Genomic DNA, 16,055 nt, shown 5'->3' with positions numbered 1-16,055 from the left:
ATGTCCGAAAATAAAAAAGCTGAAAAGATCGTCGCAGTCAAAGGCATGAATGACATCCTGCCGGGTGATGCGCACCTGTGGGAGCTGTTCCAGAACACCGCGCAGTCGGTGGTGCAGAGCTATGGCTTCCAGCAGATCCGCACCCCCATCCTGGAAAACACGGGCCTGTTCGCGCGCGCCATCGGCGCCGTGACCGACATCGTGGAAAAGGAGATGTATTCCTTCACCGATTCCATGAACGGCGACCAGCTCACGCTGCGTCCGGAGGGTACGGCTGGCGTGGTGCGCGCCGTGATCGAACATAACCTGGTGTACGAAGGCCCCAAGCGCCTGTGGTACACGGGCCCCATGTTCCGCCATGAGCGTCCGCAGCGCGGCCGCTATCGTCAGTTCTACCAGTTCGGCTGCGAGGCCGTGGGCTTCAACGGCCCGGACGTGGACGCGGAAATGATCATGCTGTGCCGGCGCCTGTGGGACGACCTGGGCCTGCAGAACATCCGCCTGGAACTGAACTCGATCGGCGACGCCGAGGAGCGCGCCCGCCACCGCGTGGACCTGATCGCCTACCTGGAGTCGCATGAAGCCCTGCTGGACGCGGAAGCCAAGCGCCGCCTGCACAGCAACCCGCTGCGCATCCTGGACACCAAGAATCCGGCCATGCAGGAAATGGTCAACAACGCGCCCAAGCTGCTGGACTACCTGGGCGAGGAATCGCTGGCCCACTTCAACGGCGTGCGCAAGATCCTCGACCACAACAACATCCCGTACACCATCAACACCCGTCTGGTGCGCGGCCTCGATTACTACAACCGCACCGTGTTCGAATGGGTCACGGACCAACTGGGCTCGCAAGGCACCGTGTGCGCCGGCGGCCGTTACGATCCGCTGATCGCCAGCTTCGGCGGCAAGCCCACGCCGGCCGTCGGTTTCGCGATGGGCATCGAACGCCTGCTGGAACTGATGAAGGAAGAGGGCGAGCCAGAGCAGCCCAACCTGTGCGACGTGTACCTGGTGCACCAGGGCGAAGCGGCGCAGCTGCAAGCGTTCGTGCTGGGCGAGCGTATCCGCGACGCCGGCCTGGATGTCATCATGCACGCTTCCACGGCCACCGGCGCCGGTAGTTTCAAGACGCAGATGAAGAAGGCCGACGGCAGCGGCGCCGCTTTCGCCGTCATCATCGGCGAGGACGAAGTGGCCAATCACACGGCCAGCGTCAAGGCCATGCGCGCGGCCGAAGGCGAGCAGCAGCAGGCGAACGTGCCGTTCGATGAGGTAGTGGACTTCCTGGTCGACCAGATCACCAGCGACGGCGGCCACTATCACGTGCACGACGAGAACTGCAACCACTAAGCTACACGGATTCACCCTCGATTAACCTTTACAACCCCAAACCTGACTTTAACTCATGGCATACGATCTCGAAGAACAAGAACAACTTGCTTCCCTCAAAGCGTGGTGGAATCAGTATGGCAACCTGACCTCGTGGGTGCTGATCGCAGGCCTGGCCGCCTATTCGGGCTGGACCGGCTGGAACTACTACCAGCGCAGCCAGGCGGCCCAGGCGTCGGCCCTGTACGACGAGCTGCAGCACGCCGTCGATGCCAAGGACGCGGCCAAGGTGCTGCGCGCGGCCGGCGATATGGAAAGCCGCTACGCCGGCACCGCCTACGCCCCCATGGGTGCGCTGCTGGCCGCCAAGAGCGCGTTCGACGCCAACGACCTGAAATCGGCCAAGGCCCAACTGCAATGGGCTTCCGAGCACGGCGACGAGGAATACAAGTCGGTGGCCAAGCTGCGCCTGGCCGGCGTGCTGCTGGACGAGAAAGCCTACGACGAGGCGCTCAAGGTACTGGCCAGCGGCATCGCGCCGCAGTTCGCCGGCGCCGTGGCCGACCGCAAGGGCGATGTGCTGGCAGCGCAGAACAAGCTGGCTGAAGCCCGCGCCGCCTACCAGGCCGCGCTGGACGCGACCGACAAGAAGAATCCAGGCCGTCAGCTGATCGAGCTGAAGTTCGAAGCCATCGGCGGCGCTGTGCCTGCGGCCAAGGACGCGGCGTAACACCTTCTGCAAGGGCGCGCGCGACAAGCGCGCCGCCCGCCATGCCTGATCAGTAAGAACAAGGTTAAATTTATGCGCACCACCCAAAAAGTTATTGCAGTAAGCCTGCTGGCGCTGATGTCCGGTTGCTCGCTGTTCTCGTCGAAGGAAACCAAGAACCAGCCAGCCCCGCTGGTCGAGTTCAAGGCCACCATGTCGCCGCACGCGGCCTGGAAGTACGCGCTCGGTTCGTCCGGCCAGGCCGTGTTCACGCCCGCCCTGGTGGGTAACAGCCTGTTCGCGGCCGACGCCGGCGGCACCCTGGTGCGGCTGGACGCGGCGACCGGCAAGGAACTGTGGCGCGTCAAGACCGGCGCCGACCTGACGGCCGGTGTCGGCAGCAATGGCGACGTCACCGTGGTGGGCGCGGCCAAGGGTGTTATCCTTGCGTTCGATGCCAACGGCAAGCCGCTGTGGAAGGCGCAGGCTTCCAGTGAAGTGCTGTCCTCGCCCGTGGTGGGCAAGGACGTGGTGGTGGTCCGTAGCCTCGACAACCAGATCACGGCCTATGAGGCGGCCACCGGCGCCAAGCGCTGGTCCGTGGCCCGCACCACGCCCGCGCTCACGCTGCGCAACGCGCCCGGCATGACCATCAGCGGCCCGAACGTGTATGTGGCCCAGCCAGGCGGCAAGCTGCTGGCGCTGGCCCTGGCCGGCGGCCTGCCGCGCTTCGAAGTGGTGGTGGGCGAGCCGCGCGGCGCGACGGAACTGGAGCGCGTGACCGACATCGCCGGCGCGCCTGTGGTGTACGACAAGGACGTCTGCGCCGTGTCCTACCAGGGCCGGGTCGCCTGCTTCGACCTCGCCACCGGTGTGCCGCACTGGAACAAGCCCGCGTCGTCCGACGTGGGCGTGGCTGTCGACCAGCGCTTCGTGTTCGTCGCCGACGACCAGGGCGCGCTGGCCGCCTACAGCCGCGAAACGGGCACCAGTGCCTGGAAAACGGACAAGCTGGCTTTCCGCCGCCTGTCCACGCCTGTGTCGTATGGCCGCGCTGTCGCGGTTGGCGATCTGCAGGGTTACATCCACTTCCTGTCGCGGGAAGATGGCGCTTTAATAGGTCGCGTCGCTACCGACGGCAGCCCGATACAATCGGTGCCAGTGGTGGCGGGCGCGAATTTGATTTTTCAAACCCAATCAGGGACAGTGACCGCCATCGCGGTCGAGTAATACAATGAAGCCGGTAATCGCACTAGTGGGTCGACCCAATGTTGGGAAATCGACCTTATTCAATCGTCTGACCCGCTCGCGCGATGCGCTGGTGGCGGACTTGCCTGGGTTGACGCGCGATCGTCACTATGGCGAGGGCCGTGTCGGCGAACGTCCCTTCCTCGTGATCGACACGGGCGGTTTCGAACCCGTCGCCAAGGAAGGCATCATGCACCAGATGGCGCTGCAGACCAAGCAGGCCGTGGCCGAGGCCGACGTGGTCGTGTTCCTGGTCGACGGCCGCCAGGGCCTGACGCCGCACGACAAGACCATCACCGACTTCCTGCGCAAGAGCGGCCGTCCGGTGCTGCTGGTGGTGAACAAGTCGGAAGGCATGCGCTACACGGCCGTGGTGTCGGACTTCTATGAGCTGGGCCTGGGCGATCCGTACGCCATCTCGTCCGCCCATGGCGACGGCGTGGCCGACCTGGTGGAGGAGGCGCTCAACCTGGCCTTCTCCCAGCGTCCGGAAGAGCCGGAAGAACTGGAGCCAGCCGACCGTGGCATCAAGATCGCCATCGTGGGCCGCCCCAACGTGGGCAAGTCGACCCTGATCAACACCCTGGTGGGCGAACAGCGCGTGATCGCGTTCGACATGCCGGGCACCACCCGCGATTCGATCGAGATTCCGTTCGAGCGCGATGGCAAGCAGTACACGCTGATCGACACGGCCGGTATCCGCCGCCGCGGCAAGGTGTTTGAAGCGATCGAGAAATTCTCGGTGGTGAAAACGCTGCAATCGATCTCGGAAGCGAACGTGGTGCTGCTGCTGCTCGATGCGCAGCAGGACATCTCCGAGCAGGATGCCCACATCGCCGGCTTCGTGCTGGAATCGGGCCGCGCGCTGGTGGTGGCCGTCAACAAGTGGGACGGCCTGCAATCGGACCGCCGCGACGAGATCAAGATCGACCTGGATCGCAAGCTGGACTTCCTGTCCTTCGCCAAGACCCACTTCATCTCGGCCCTGAAAGCGACCGGCATCGGCCCGCTGATGAAGTCGATCGATTCGGCCTACGCGGCCGCCATGTGCGACCTGTCCACGCCGAAGCTCACGCGCGCCCTGATCGAAGCCGTGGAGAAGCAGGAACCGCGCCGCAAAGGTTCGATCCGCCCCAAGCTGCGCTATGCGCACCAGGGCGGCATGAACCCGCCTGTGATCGTGATTCACGGCAATGCGCTGGACGCGGTGGGCGACCCCTACAAGCGCTACCTGGAAAAGCATTTCCGCGATACCTTCGCTCTGGTGGGGACGCCGCTGCGCATTGAATTGCGCACGGGCAAGAATCCATTTAACAAAACACAGAAATAAGGACGAAACCCGCTGGCGCGGCCTGCAGAAAGTGCGAAAACAGGTTACAGTAGCTTCATGGCATGATTTCCCGCGAGGGAGTGACGCTTGCACCTGTTTTTACACTGAGCCGCACTTGAAAACCAGCGTGTCGTCTTCACATCACAAACAACAACATCAAACGGAGCTGTTATGAGCAACAAAGGGCAACTGTTACAAGACCCATTCCTCAACGCCTTGCGCAAAGAGCACGTGCCTGTCTCGATCTATCTGGTCAACGGCATCAAGCTGCAAGGCCATATCGAGTCGTTCGACCAATACGTGGTCCTGCTGCGTAACACTGTCACCCAGATGGTGTACAAGCACGCCATTTCGACGGTGGTGCCGGCCCGCGCCGTCAATCTGAACATCGAAGCCGACGCGGAATAAACGCTTGCCACATCGTTTCCCGCCCACTCGCCTGACCGCCGTATGCGCGCCGCTTTAGTCGGTATCGACTTCGGTCAGGGCGACTTTGCCGCCAGCGTCGAGGAACTGCAGCTGCTGGCCCGGTCGGCGGGGGCTGACCCCGTCACGACCATCACGGCCAAGCGCTCCAGTCCTGACGCGGCCTATTTCGTCGGCAGCGGCAAGGCCGACGAAATCGGCGACGCCGTGCTCGATCACCAGATCGAGATCGTCATCTTCAACCATGCCCTGTCGCCCGCCCAGCAGCGCAACCTGGAAAAACGCCTCAACGTCCGGGTGCTGGACCGCACCAGTTTGATTCTCGATATCTTCGCGCAGCGCGCCAAGAGCCACGAGGGCAAGCTGCAAGTGGAACTGGCACAGCTGCAGCACCTGGCCACGCGCCTGATCCGCGGCTGGACTCACCTGGAACGGCAAAAGGGCGGTATCGGCCTGCGCGGCCCCGGTGAAACCCAGCTCGAGACGGACCGCCGCCTGATCGGCGAACGCGTGAAAGCGCTGCGGGCCCGGCTCGACAAGCTGCGCAAGCAGCACGACACCCAGCGCCGCGCGCGCGGGCGCAGCCAGACCTTCTCCGTCTCGCTGGTCGGCTACACCAACGCCGGCAAGTCGACCCTGTTCAACGCCGTCACCAAGGCCGGCGTGTATGTGGCCGACCAGTTGTTCGCCACGCTCGACACCACGTCGCGCCGCGTCTATCTGGGCGAGGATGTGGGGCAGGTCGTCATTTCAGACACGGTCGGTTTCGTGCGCGAGCTGCCGCACCAGCTGGTGGCGGCATTCCGCGCCACGCTGGAGGAAACCATCCACGCCGACCTGCTGCTGCACGTGGTCGATGCATCGTCGCCCGTGCGCATGGAGCAGATCGAGCAGGTCAACCTGGTGCTCAAGGAAATCGGCGCCGATCATATTCCCCAGATTCTGGTCTGGAACAAGATCGACGCGGCGGGGCTGGAGCCGTCCATCGAGCGTGATGAATACGATAAGATTTCCCGCGTCTTCATCAGCGCCCGCACCGGCGCCGGTCTCGATCTGCTGCGCGCATCCATCGTGGAATGGGCCCAGGCCGCGCCTGGCGCGCGGCCACCGCGCCCGCGCTACGAGGGCGAAGACTCTGGCTATGGCGATGATGCCGACGATGAAGCGGATCTGCAGGACGACGACACCCTGGCCGCCGATGACGGCGAACCAGGCAAAACACCAACCATCACTCATGTCGGATCACATTAAGTATGCGTGTCTCCACTCTCATGCAACGACTGGGCCTGAAACTCTCGCTCAACGATCCCCGCTGGGGCGCTGACAAGAAGGACGGCAACCGCCACGCCCAGGAGGGCAACAAGCCCGGCGACGGGCCGCCCGACCTGGATCAGCTATGGCGCGATTTCAACCAGCGCCTGAACGCCTTCTTCGGCCAGAAAAAAGGCCCTGACGGCGGCGGTACGCCGTCCGGCCCCCGGCCCGACATGAAGGGCGCGGGCATCACGGCAGGCGCCGTGGGCGCGGTGGTGGGCCTGATCTGGCTCGCCTCCGGCTCCTTCATCGTGCAGGAAGGCCAGACCGGCGTCGTGCTCACCTTCGGTAAATTCAGCCACACCACGCCGGCCGGCTTCAACTGGCGCTGGCCGTATCCGTTCCAGAGCGACGAGACGGTCAAGGTGTCGCAAGTGCGCACGGTGGAAGTGGGTTATCGCGGCAACGTCAAGAACAAGCAGGCGCGCGAGGCGCTGATGCTGACCGACGACGAGAACATCATCGACATCCAGTTCGCCGTGCAGTACACGCTGAAAGACCCGGTGGCCTGGCAGTTCAACAACGCCGACCCCGAGGAAACCGTGCGCCAGGTGGCCGAGACGGCCATCCGCGAAGTGGTCGGCAAGAGCAAGATGGACTTCGTGCTGTATGAAGGCCGTGAGAAGGTGGCGTTCGAAACCCAGCAGCTGATGCAGCATGTGCTGGACCGCTACGCCACCGGCGCCCAGATCACCAACGTCACCATGCAGGGCGTGCAACCGCCGGAGCAGGTGCAGGGCGCGTTCGACGACGCCGTCAAGGCTGGCCAGGACCGCGAACGCCAGAAGAACGAAGGCCAGGCTTACGCCAACGACGTGATTCCGAAGGCGCGCGGCGCCGCGTTCCGCCTGGTGCAGGAAGCGGAAGCCTACAGTGCCACCGTCAGCGAGAACGCGACCGGTAACGCGGCCCGCTTCAAGCAGGTGCTGGCCGAATACCAGAAGGCGCCGGGCGTCACGCGCGACCGCATGTACCTGGAAACCATGCAGCAGATCTTCTCCAGCGCCAGCAAGGTGATGGTGGATGCCAAATCCGGCAGCAACCTGCTGTATCTGCCGCTCGACAAGCTGATCGCCCAGGCGGCGGCCAGCGATGCCGCCGCGGCGGCAGCCAAGGCGGCGGCGGGAGCGCCGGCGCCGGCGCCCGCGCCAGCCGCGTCGACGCCAGCCGACATGCTGCCGACGGTGGAAATGACCCGTCAGCGCGACAGCCGTTCGCGCGAGTCGTCACGTGAACGGGAGGGCCGTTAATGAATCGTATCGTTACTTTCGTTGTGGGCGGTTTCATCGCCCTGATGCTGCTGTCGTCCACCATGTTCGTGGTCGACCAGCGCCGTTATGCCATCGTGTTCGCGCTGGGTGAAGTGAAGGAAGTGATCCGCACGCCGGGCCTGCACTTCAAGTTGCCGCCGCCGTTCCAGAACGTGCTGTACCTGGATAACCGCATCATGACCATCGAGTCGCCCGACGCCGAGCGCTTCATCACGGCCGAGAAGATGAACATCCTGGTCGACACCTTCGTCAAATGGCGCATCGGCCGTGGCGAGGACCAGCCCAAGAAGTATTTCGTCAGCTTCGGCGGCGATGAGGGCCGCGCGCGCGACCGCATGTCGCAGATCGTCAAGGCGGCGTTGAACGACGAGATCACCAAGCACACCGTGCGTGAAGTGATCTCCGGCCAGCGCGGCCAGGTGATGGAAGCGATCCGCACCAAGGTCGTGACCGAGGCTACGCAGATCGGCGTCGAGATCATCGACGTGCGCCTGAAGCGGGTGGACTACGTGGAGCAGATCAACAACTCCGTGTACGACCGCATGAAGGCCGAACGGGTGCGGGTGGCCAACGAACTGCGTTCCACCGGTTCCGCCGATTCGGAAAAAATCCGCGCCGACGCCGACAAGCAGCGCACCGTGATCCTGGCCGAAGCCTATCGCCAGGCCGAGAGCATCCGCGGCGAGGGCGATGCCAAGGCGTCGCAGATCTATGCCGAAGCGTTTGGCAAGAACCCCGAGTTCTACAAGTTCTACCGCAGCCTGGAAGCGTATCGCGCCACCTTCAAGAATCACGGCGACGTGATGGTGATCGATTCCAATTCCGACTTCTTCAAGTATTTCAAGGGTTCGGGCGCTTCGGCGGCCCCGGCCGGCAAGAAGTAACACGGCGGCGGGGCCGGCCGGCGTGGCGCGCTGCCACCCGGCCGGCTTTGCTTTTGCCCGTCCGTGGCACGATTTTCCACCTTCCGTGGCGCATTTTCGCGTAAAATATCAGGTTCGGCCCTGCGCCTGATGGCTGCGCGATGGCGCCACGTTGTTCAAATTTCTTAACTTCCGTATCCAGTTTCCCATGCCGAATTGGCTTTTGCCCGAGAATATCGCCGACGTCCTGCCGTCGGAAGCACGCAAGATTGAAGAACTGCGTCGTCTGATGCTGGATAATTTCCGTCTGTACGGATATGAACTGGTGATGCCGCCGCTGCTCGAATACCTGGAGTCGCTGCTGACCGGCGCCGGCCAGGATACCGACCTGCGCACCTTCAAGCTGGTGGACCAGATTTCCGGCCGCATGCTGGGCCTGCGGGCCGACATGACGACCCAGGTGGCGCGCATCGACGCCCACCTGCTCAACCGCGCCTCCGTCACCCGGCTGTGCTACGCCGGCAGCGTGCTGCATACCCGTCCGTCGGGCCTGCACGCCACCCGCGAGCCGCTGCAGATCGGCGCCGAAATCTACGGCCACGCCGGCCTGGAAGCGGACGCCGAGATCCAGGAACTGGCGCTGGCCTCGCTGTCCATGGCCGGCTTCAACGACGTGCGGCTGGACCTGTCCCACGTGGGCGTGCTGCGCGCGCTGATCGTGGGCGACACGGCGGCCCTGCGCGACGAGGCGGCCCTGTACCTGCTGCTGCGCGCCAAGGACATGCCCGGCCTGCGCGACCTGACGGCCAATTATTCGCCCATGGTGCGCGACGCGCTGCTGGCGCTGCCCAACCTGTATGGCGACATCGAAGTACTCAAGAAGGCGCGCGACGTGCTGCCCGACCTGCCTGGCATCGCCAAGGCGCTGTCGGAACTGGCCGCGCTGGCCGGTTCGGCCATCGGCCGCGCGGAAGTGGCGATCGACCTGGCCGACCTGCGCGGCTACCAGTACGAGAGCGGTGCCATGTTCGCGCTGTACGTGCCGGGCCTGCCCAACGCGGTGGCCCGTGGCGGCCGTTACGACCACGTCGGCGAAGCCTTTGGCCGGGCCCGTCCCGCGACCGGCTTCTCGCTCGACTTGCGCGAGCTGGCCCGTCTGTTGCCGACGGCCGAACGCAAACATTCGATCCGCGCACCGTGGGGTAACGCGCCGGAGCTGAAAGAGAAAATCGCCGAGCTGCGCAAGGCCGGTGAAGTGGTGATCCAGTCCATGCCGGGTCACAGCAATGAACAGGACGAGTTCGAGTGCGACCGTGCGCTGGTGCTCGACGATGATGGTAGTAGCTGGATTCTTAAAAACTTAGGTTAGTGTGATGTCAAAGAAAAATATGGCAAAGAACGTCGTTGTCATCGGCACCCAATGGGGCGATGAAGGTAAAGGCAAGATCGTCGACTGGTTGACCGATCATGCACAAGGTGTGGTGCGCTTCCAGGGCGGCCACAACGCCGGCCATACGCTGGTCATCGGCGGCGTGAAGACGGCGCTGCAGCTGATCCCGTCGGGCATCATGCGCCCAGGCGTGGCCTGCTACATCGGTAACGGTGTGGTGGTGTCGGTGCCGGACGTGCTGCGCGAGATCGACAAGCTGGAAGCGGTCGGCGTGGAAGTGGCGTCGCGCCTGAAGGTGTCGGACGCGGCTCCCGTGATCCTGCCTTACCACGCAGCGCTGGATGCGGCCCGTGAAGCGGCCCGCGGCGCCGCCAAGATCGGCACCACCGGCAAGGGTATCGGCCCGGCCTACGAAGACAAGGTGGCGCGCCGCGCCATCCGCATCGCCGACCTGCTGAACGAAAAGCGCCTGTCGGAAAAGCTGGCCGAGAACCTGGACTACCACAACTTCGTGCTGGAGCACTATCTGAAGGCGCCGAAGGTCGACTACCAGAAGACCCTGGACGACGCGCTGGCCTACGTGCCACGCCTGCGCCCGATGGTGACCGACGTGTCGAGCGCGCTGTACAAGGCCCACAAGGCCGGCGCCAACCTGCTGTTCGAAGGCGCGCAAGGTTCGCTGCTGGACGTGGACCACGGCACCTATCCGTTCGTCACTTCGTCCAACTGCGTGGCCGGTAACGCGGCCGCTGGCGCCGGTGTCGGTCCTGGCATGCTGCACTACATCATGGGCATCACCAAGGCCTACACCACCCGCGTTGGTTCCGGCCCGTTCCCTTCGGAACTGCCAACGGACGCCGGCGTGGGCCACCACCTGGCGCAAGTGGGCCACGAGTTCGGCACCGTGACGGGCCGTGCCCGCCGTTGCGGCTGGTTCGACGCGGCCCTGCTGCGCCGCTCGGTGCAGATCAACGGCGTGACGGGCATGTGCCTGACCAAGCTGGACGTGCTGGACGGCCTGGAATCGCTCAAGCTGTGCACCGGCTACACGGTGGATGGCCAGCCAGTGGACATCTTCCCGTCCGGCGCGGAAGAAGCGGCGCGCTGCGTGCCCGTCTACGAAGAAATGCCGGGCTGGACGGAAAGCACGGTCGGCGCCAAGTCGCTGGCAGCGCTGCCGGCCGCCGCGCGCAACTACATCAAACGAATCGAAGAGTTGGTCGGCGTGCCGGTCGACATGGTGTCGACCGGTCCCGATCGCGAAGAAACGATCGTGCTGCGCCACCCGTTCGAGTAATTCAAGCAACAAACTGAGGAGTTATCATCTTGACCACCCCACAATCGAACGACAAGCATCTCTGGGTGTCCTGGGATGAATACCATCGCCTGATCGAGCGTCTGGCGCTCAAGGTGCATGAGTCGGGCTGGAAATTCGACCAGGTGCTGTGCCTGGCCCGTGGCGGCGTACGTCCCGGCGACATGTTCTCGCGCATTTTCGACGTGCCGCTGGCGATCCTGTCGACCAGTTCCTACCGTGCCGAGAAGGGCACCGTGCAGGGTGACCTGGACATCGCCAAGTACATGACGATGACCAAGGGCCCGCTGCAAGGCCGCATCCTGCTGGTGGACGACCTGGCTGATTCGGGCGTGACCCTGATGAAGGTGATCGACCACCTGAAGAATAACTTCGACGGTGTGACCGAGGTGAAGACGGCCGTGATCTGGACCAAGGGCAGCTCGGCCTTCAAGCCGGACTACCAGATGGAAGAACTGCCGCACAACCCGTGGATCCACCAGCCGTTCGAAGACTACGACGGCCTGCGTCCGCACCAGCTGGCGGCGTGGATCAAGAAGGATGAAAAGACGGCCTAAGCGGTCCGGTCTTCCCCAAAAAGCGGCTTCGGCCGCTTTTTTTTCGAATCTCTTATTGTTACCATCCATCACAATCCATGTACGATAGAGCCGCCAACCGGCTACCGTATGAAAGCGCTTGATGACCCAGAATTTTTTCCAGACCTTTATCCTGCTGTTACTCGTGACCGACCCGTTCGGTAACGTGCCCCTGTTCGCCGCCGCGCTCAATCCCGTGGCGCCGGCGCGCCGGCCCCGCATCGTCGTGCGCGAATGTGCGATCGCGTTCGCCGTGCTGCTGATCTTCATGTTCTTCGGCCGCCACTTCCTGTCCGCCTTGCAGTTGTCGGAAGTGTCGCTGCGCATCGGCGGCAGCGTGATCCTGCTGTTGATCGCGATTCGCATGATCTTTCCCCATCCCGATGGCGTGATGGGCAAGACGGAAGGAGGGGAGCCGTTCATCGTACCGCTGGCCATCCCCGCGCTGGCCGGCCCGTCCGCGCTGGCCACGGTGTTGCTGTTCTCGCGCGAGAGCACGGGCGAAGTGCTGGTGCACGTGGCCGCGCTGGGCGCCGTGGGCGTGGTGTGGCTGTCCGTGTTCCTGAGCGCGGAAAAATTGCAGAAGGCCTTGGGCTCGCAAGTGATGACGGCCTTCGAGCGTTTGATGGGCCTGATCCTGACGGCCATGTCGATCGAAATGCTGCTGGGCGGCGTGCGCGAGTTCATCAAGACGCTGTAACGCCAAAAAATTTGGGACGTAACACACACAGAAATTGGGGACGTAACACAATTATGGCCTCATAAATGTGTTACGTCCCCAAATTCGCTCAGCCGGCCGCCGCGTCCACGTGATCCTCGCCGGGCGCGCCAAACAGCTGCTGCTTGAGCACATGCAGCTGGTCGCGTACCTGGGCCGCTTTTTCGAACTCCAGGTTCTTGGCGTGGTCCAGCATCTGCTTTTCCAGCCGCTTGATTTCCTTGCTGATCTGCTTCTCGCTCATGGCCTCGTACTTGGCCGTTTCCTGCGCCACCTGCAATTGCTCGCGCGCCGCGTCGGGGCTGTAGACGCCGTCGATCATGTCGCGGATCGATTTGCTCACGCCGCGCGGCACGATGCCGTGCTCCTCGTTGAAGGCGACCTGCTTGGCGCGGCGGCGCTCCGTCTCGCCGATGGCGCGGCTCATGGAGTCGGTGATGCGGTCGGCGTACAGGATGGCCACGCCGTTGAGGTTGCGGGCGGCCCGGCCGATGGTCTGGATCAGCGAGCGTTCCGAACGCAGGAAGCCTTCCTTGTCCGCGTCCAGGATGGCCACCAGCGAGACTTCCGGCAAGTCCAGGCCTTCGCGCAGCAGGTTGATGCCGACCAGCACGTCGAAGGTGCCGATGCGCAGGTCGCGCAGCAATTCCACCCGCTCCACCGTTTCGATGTCGCTGTGCAGGTAGCGTACCTTGATGCCGTGGTCGCCCAGGTATTCCGTCAGTTGCTCGGACATGCGCTTGGTCAGCGTGGTCACCAGCACCCGTTCGTTGCGTGCCACGCGCAGCGTGATTTCCGACATCAGGTCGTCCACCTGGCTCAACGCCGGGCGCACGATCACTTGCGGGTCGACCAGGCCGGTGGGGCGCACCACCTGTTCCACCACCTGGTCCGCATGGGTGTTCTCGAATTCGGCCGGGGTGGCCGAGACGAACACGGTCTGCCGCATCTTCTGCTGGAATTCCTCGAACTTGAGCGGACGGTTGTCGAGCGCGGACGGCAGCCGGAAGCCGTAATCGACCAGGTTGGTCTTGCGCGAACGGTCGCCGTTGTACATGGCGCTCAGCTGGCCCACCAGCACGTGGGATTCGTCCAGGAACATCAGCGCGTCCTGCGGCAGGTAGTCCACCAGCGTGGGTGGCGGTTCACCGGGCAGCGCCCCGCTCAGGTGGCGCGAGTAGTTCTCGATGCCCTTGGTGAAGCCGATCTCCGTCATCATTTCCAGGTCGAAGCGGGTGCGCTGCTCCAGCCGCTGTTCCTCGATCAGCTTGTTCTCCTTGCGGAAGAATTCCAGCCGTTCGCGCAGCTCGTCCTTGATGGTTTCGATGGCGCGCAGCACGGTGGCGCGCGGCGTCACATAGTGCGAGCCGGGGTAGACCGTGAAGCGGGGGATCTTCTGCTTGACGCGGCCCGTGAGCGGGTCGAACAGCTGGATCGATTCGAGCTCGTCGTCGAACAGTTCCAGCCGCACGGCCAGTTCCGCGTGCTCGGCGGGGAAGATGTCGATGGTGTCGCCGCGCACGCGGAAGGTGCCGCGGCCGAAGTCCACTTCGTTGCGGGTGTACTGCATCTGGATCAGGCGGGCGATGATGTCGCGCTGCGCCACCCGGTCGCGGGCGCGCAGGGTGAGGATCATCTGGTGGTATTCGTTGGGATTGCCGATACCGTAGATGGCCGACACGGTGGCCACGATCACCACGTCGCGCCGTTCCATCAGCGACTTGGTGCACGACAGCCGCATCTGCTCGATGTGCTCGTTGATCGACGAGTCCTTCTCGATGAACAGGTCGCGCTGCGGTACGTACGCTTCCGGCTGGTAGTAATCGTAGTAGCTGACGAAGTATTCGACCGCGTTCTCGGGGAAGAATTCGCGGAACTCCGAGTACAGCTGGGCCGCCAGCGTCTTGTTGGGCGCGAACACGATGGCGGGCCGGCCCAGGCGGGCGATCACGTTGGCCATGGTGTAGGTCTTGCCCGAGCCCGTCACGCCCAGCAGGGTCTGGAAAAACAGGCCGTCGTTGATGCCTTCGCACAGCGCGTTGATGGCCGTGGGCTGGTCGCCGGCGGGCGGGAAGGGCTGGTGCAGCCGGAACGGCGAGTCGGGAAAAGTGACAATTGTTGCGGTTGTTGAAGTTTTTACGTCAGCTGTGTCAGCCATCTTTTCAGACCTTTGATAGAATAATGGCCTGTCAGCGGCCTGAAGCACTTTATTTAATTCGGAGCCGCCGGCTGAATCCGCCGCGAACCGCTTCCAAACGACATCAATCTTATCATGACGACTCCTTCTGCCAGCCTCTTCAGCGCCATCGACATGGCCCCACGCGACCCTATCCTGGGCATCACCGAAGCGTTCAATGCGGACCAGAATCCCGCGAAAATCAACCTCGGTGTCGGCGTCTATTATGACGACAACGGCAAAGTGCCGCTGCTGTCGTGCGTGCAGAAGGCGGAAGCCATGCTGATCGAACAGCCGACCCCGCGCACCTACCTGCCGATCGAAGGTCTGGCCACCTACGACCAGGCCGTCCAGCAACTGGTATTTGGCGCCGACAGCGCCGTGATTCAAGAGAAGCGCGCCGTTACCGTGCAAGCCATCGGCGGCACGGGCGCGCTGAAAATCGGCGCCGACTTCCTGCAGCGCTTCGCACCAGGCGCCCAGGTCTACATCAGCGACCCTAGCTGGGAAAACCACCGCGCCCTGTTCGAGAGCGCCGGTTTCGTCGTCAACAACTACAGCTACTACGATGCCGCCACCCATGGCGTGAACTTCACCGGCATGCTGGCCGACATCAAGGCCATGCCACGCGGCTCCATCGTGCTGCTGCACGCCTGCTGCCACAACCCGACCGGCGCCGACCTGTCGTCGGCCCAGTGGGATGAAGTGATCGCCGCCGTGACGGCTGGCGGCCTGGTGCCGTTCCTGGACATGGCTTACCAGGGCTTCGGCTCCGGTATCGCTGAAGACGGCGCCGTGGTGCGTCGCTTCGCTGCCGCCGGCGGCCCGCTGCTGATCTCGAACTCGTTCTCCAAGTCGTTCTCGCTGTACGGCGAGCGCGTGGGCGCCCTGAGTGTGATGGCCGCCAGCGCGGAAGAGGCGACCCGTCTGCTGTCGCAACTGAAGCGCGTGGTGCGCACTAACTACTCCAACCCGCCTGTGCACGGCGGCAAGGTGGTGGCCACCGTGCTGACCACGCCAGCCCTGCGCCAGCTGTGGGAAGAGGAGCTGGCCGGCATGCGCGTGCGCATCAAGGAAATGCGCGAAGCCTTTGTCACCAAGCTGAAAGAAAAGGCGCCAAGCCACGACTTCGCTTTCGTGCGCGACCAGGTCGGCATGTTCTCGTACTCGGGCCTGACCAAGGAACAAGTGGAGAAGCTGCGTGCACAGTCGATCTACGCCGTGGACACGGGCCGCATCTGCGTGGCGGCCCTGAATTCGCGCAATATCGATATCGTTATTGACGCGATCGCCAAAGTGCTTTAAGATCTTGCTTCTTCGGACTGATCGACAGATTGGTCCGGAAGGCAGCATGGAGTACAGTAAGAAGTTGCACTATCATAAAGCTTGAT

Annotated in this window: 14 protein-coding genes; 13 read left to right on the top strand and 1 reads right to left on the bottom strand. The window is 63.6% G+C overall.

Going from position 1 to position 16,055, the window contains the following annotated elements:
• The 12 genes from hisS (at position 1) to H3H39_RS18190 (ending at position 12,470) form a co-directional block, all read left to right on the top strand.
• Entirely contained in the window at positions 1–1,350 is a 1,350-nt protein-coding gene (gene hisS / locus H3H39_RS18245; RefSeq protein WP_182155156.1) for a histidine--tRNA ligase, read from the top strand.
• 55 nt (positions 1,351–1,405) lie between these two features.
• Positions 1,406–2,059 carry a YfgM family protein gene (locus tag H3H39_RS18240; RefSeq protein WP_182155154.1) on the top strand — a complete coding sequence of 218 codons (654 nt, stop codon included), beginning with the start codon at positions 1,406–1,408 and terminating at the stop codon, positions 2,057–2,059.
• A 72-nt stretch (positions 2,060–2,131) separates the two neighbouring features.
• The gene (bamB, locus tag H3H39_RS18235; RefSeq protein WP_182155152.1) at positions 2,132–3,268 is read left to right on the top strand and encodes an outer membrane protein assembly factor BamB; all 1,137 of its coding nucleotides are present in this window, start codon (positions 2,132–2,134) and stop codon (positions 3,266–3,268) included.
• A gap of 4 nt (positions 3,269–3,272) precedes the next feature.
• Positions 3,273–4,616, top strand: a complete 1,344-nt coding sequence (gene der, locus H3H39_RS18230) for a ribosome biogenesis GTPase Der (RefSeq protein WP_182155150.1) — start codon at positions 3,273–3,275, stop codon at positions 4,614–4,616.
• 171 nt (positions 4,617–4,787) lie between these two features.
• Positions 4,788–5,024, top strand: coding sequence for an RNA chaperone Hfq (gene hfq / locus H3H39_RS18225; RefSeq protein ID WP_182155148.1), 237 nt, complete (start codon positions 4,788–4,790; stop codon positions 5,022–5,024).
• 42 nt (positions 5,025–5,066) lie between these two features.
• Positions 5,067–6,293 (top strand): GTPase HflX, encoded by a 1,227-nt coding sequence (gene hflX / locus H3H39_RS18220; RefSeq protein WP_182155146.1) that lies wholly within the window; start codon positions 5,067–5,069, stop codon positions 6,291–6,293.
• 2 nt (positions 6,294–6,295) lie between these two features.
• Positions 6,296–7,606, top strand: a complete 1,311-nt coding sequence (gene hflK / locus H3H39_RS18215) for an FtsH protease activity modulator HflK (RefSeq protein ID WP_182155144.1) — start codon at positions 6,296–6,298, stop codon at positions 7,604–7,606.
• Complete coding sequence (hflC, locus tag H3H39_RS18210) at positions 7,606–8,511, top strand: protease modulator HflC (protein ID WP_182155142.1); 906 nt, start codon at positions 7,606–7,608, stop codon at positions 8,509–8,511. Before hflK ends, hflC begins: the two co-directional genes overlap by 1 nt.
• 187 nt (positions 8,512–8,698) lie before the next feature.
• Positions 8,699–9,859, top strand: a complete 1,161-nt coding sequence (locus H3H39_RS18205) for an ATP phosphoribosyltransferase regulatory subunit (RefSeq protein WP_182155141.1) — start codon at positions 8,699–8,701, stop codon at positions 9,857–9,859.
• A 4-nt stretch (positions 9,860–9,863) separates the two neighbouring features.
• A complete protein-coding gene (locus H3H39_RS18200; protein ID WP_182155140.1) occupies positions 9,864–11,177 on the top strand; it encodes an adenylosuccinate synthase in 1,314 nt (437 codons plus the stop codon).
• A gap of 29 nt (positions 11,178–11,206) precedes the next feature.
• The gene (locus tag H3H39_RS18195; RefSeq protein WP_182155139.1) at positions 11,207–11,752 is read left to right on the top strand and encodes a phosphoribosyltransferase; all 546 of its coding nucleotides are present in this window, start codon (positions 11,207–11,209) and stop codon (positions 11,750–11,752) included.
• A 121-nt stretch (positions 11,753–11,873) separates the two neighbouring features.
• Positions 11,874–12,470: a MarC family protein gene (locus H3H39_RS18190; protein WP_182155138.1), complete on the top strand. Its 597-nt coding sequence runs from the start codon at positions 11,874–11,876 to the stop codon at positions 12,468–12,470.
• Between the two features lie 88 nt (positions 12,471–12,558).
• Here the strand turns inward: H3H39_RS18190 and uvrB are convergent, their stop codons facing one another.
• Positions 12,559–14,646: an excinuclease ABC subunit UvrB gene (gene uvrB, locus H3H39_RS18185; protein WP_229218125.1), complete on the bottom strand. Its 2,088-nt coding sequence runs from the start codon at positions 14,644–14,646 to the stop codon at positions 12,559–12,561.
• 114 nt (positions 14,647–14,760) lie between these two features.
• Here uvrB and H3H39_RS18180 point away from each other — a divergent pair, with 114 nt between their 5' ends.
• Positions 14,761–15,969 (top strand): amino acid aminotransferase, encoded by a 1,209-nt coding sequence (locus H3H39_RS18180; protein ID WP_182155137.1) that lies wholly within the window; start codon positions 14,761–14,763, stop codon positions 15,967–15,969.
• Positions 15,970–16,055: the final 86 nt, after the last annotated feature.

Origin of the sequence: Rugamonas apoptosis, from assembly GCF_014042355.1 — a bacterium.
GTDB classification, from domain to species: Bacteria; Pseudomonadota; Gammaproteobacteria; order Burkholderiales; family Burkholderiaceae_D; genus Rugamonas; species Rugamonas apoptosis.
This window is presented reverse-complemented; position numbering and strand designations above follow the sequence as displayed.

Excerpts from the sequence above, each read along its gene's own strand:
- hfq (WP_182155148.1), top strand. The coding sequence starts at position 4,788 with ATGAGCAACAAAGGGCAACTGTTACAAGACCCATTCCTCAACGCCTTG.
- H3H39_RS18190 (WP_182155138.1), top strand. The coding sequence starts at position 11,874 with ATGACCCAGAATTTTTTCCAGACCTTTATCCTGCTGTTACTCGTGACC.
- hisS (WP_182155156.1), top strand. The coding sequence starts at position 1 with ATGTCCGAAAATAAAAAAGCTGAAAAGATCGTCGCAGTCAAAGGCATG.
- H3H39_RS18205 (WP_182155141.1), top strand. The coding sequence starts at position 8,699 with ATGCCGAATTGGCTTTTGCCCGAGAATATCGCCGACGTCCTGCCGTCG.
- hflC (WP_182155142.1), top strand. The coding sequence starts at position 7,606 with ATGAATCGTATCGTTACTTTCGTTGTGGGCGGTTTCATCGCCCTGATG.
- H3H39_RS18240 (WP_182155154.1), top strand. The coding sequence starts at position 1,406 with ATGGCATACGATCTCGAAGAACAAGAACAACTTGCTTCCCTCAAAGCG.
- H3H39_RS18200 (WP_182155140.1), top strand. The coding sequence starts at position 9,864 with ATGTCAAAGAAAAATATGGCAAAGAACGTCGTTGTCATCGGCACCCAA.
- bamB (WP_182155152.1), top strand. The coding sequence starts at position 2,132 with ATGCGCACCACCCAAAAAGTTATTGCAGTAAGCCTGCTGGCGCTGATG.
- hflK (WP_182155144.1), top strand. The coding sequence starts at position 6,296 with ATGCGTGTCTCCACTCTCATGCAACGACTGGGCCTGAAACTCTCGCTC.
- hflX (WP_182155146.1), top strand. The coding sequence starts at position 5,067 with ATGCGCGCCGCTTTAGTCGGTATCGACTTCGGTCAGGGCGACTTTGCC.
- der (WP_182155150.1), top strand. The coding sequence starts at position 3,273 with ATGAAGCCGGTAATCGCACTAGTGGGTCGACCCAATGTTGGGAAATCG.
- uvrB (WP_229218125.1), bottom strand. The coding sequence starts at position 14,646 with ATGGCTGACACAGCTGACGTAAAAACTTCAACAACCGCAACAATTGTC.
- H3H39_RS18180 (WP_182155137.1), top strand. The coding sequence starts at position 14,761 with ATGACGACTCCTTCTGCCAGCCTCTTCAGCGCCATCGACATGGCCCCA.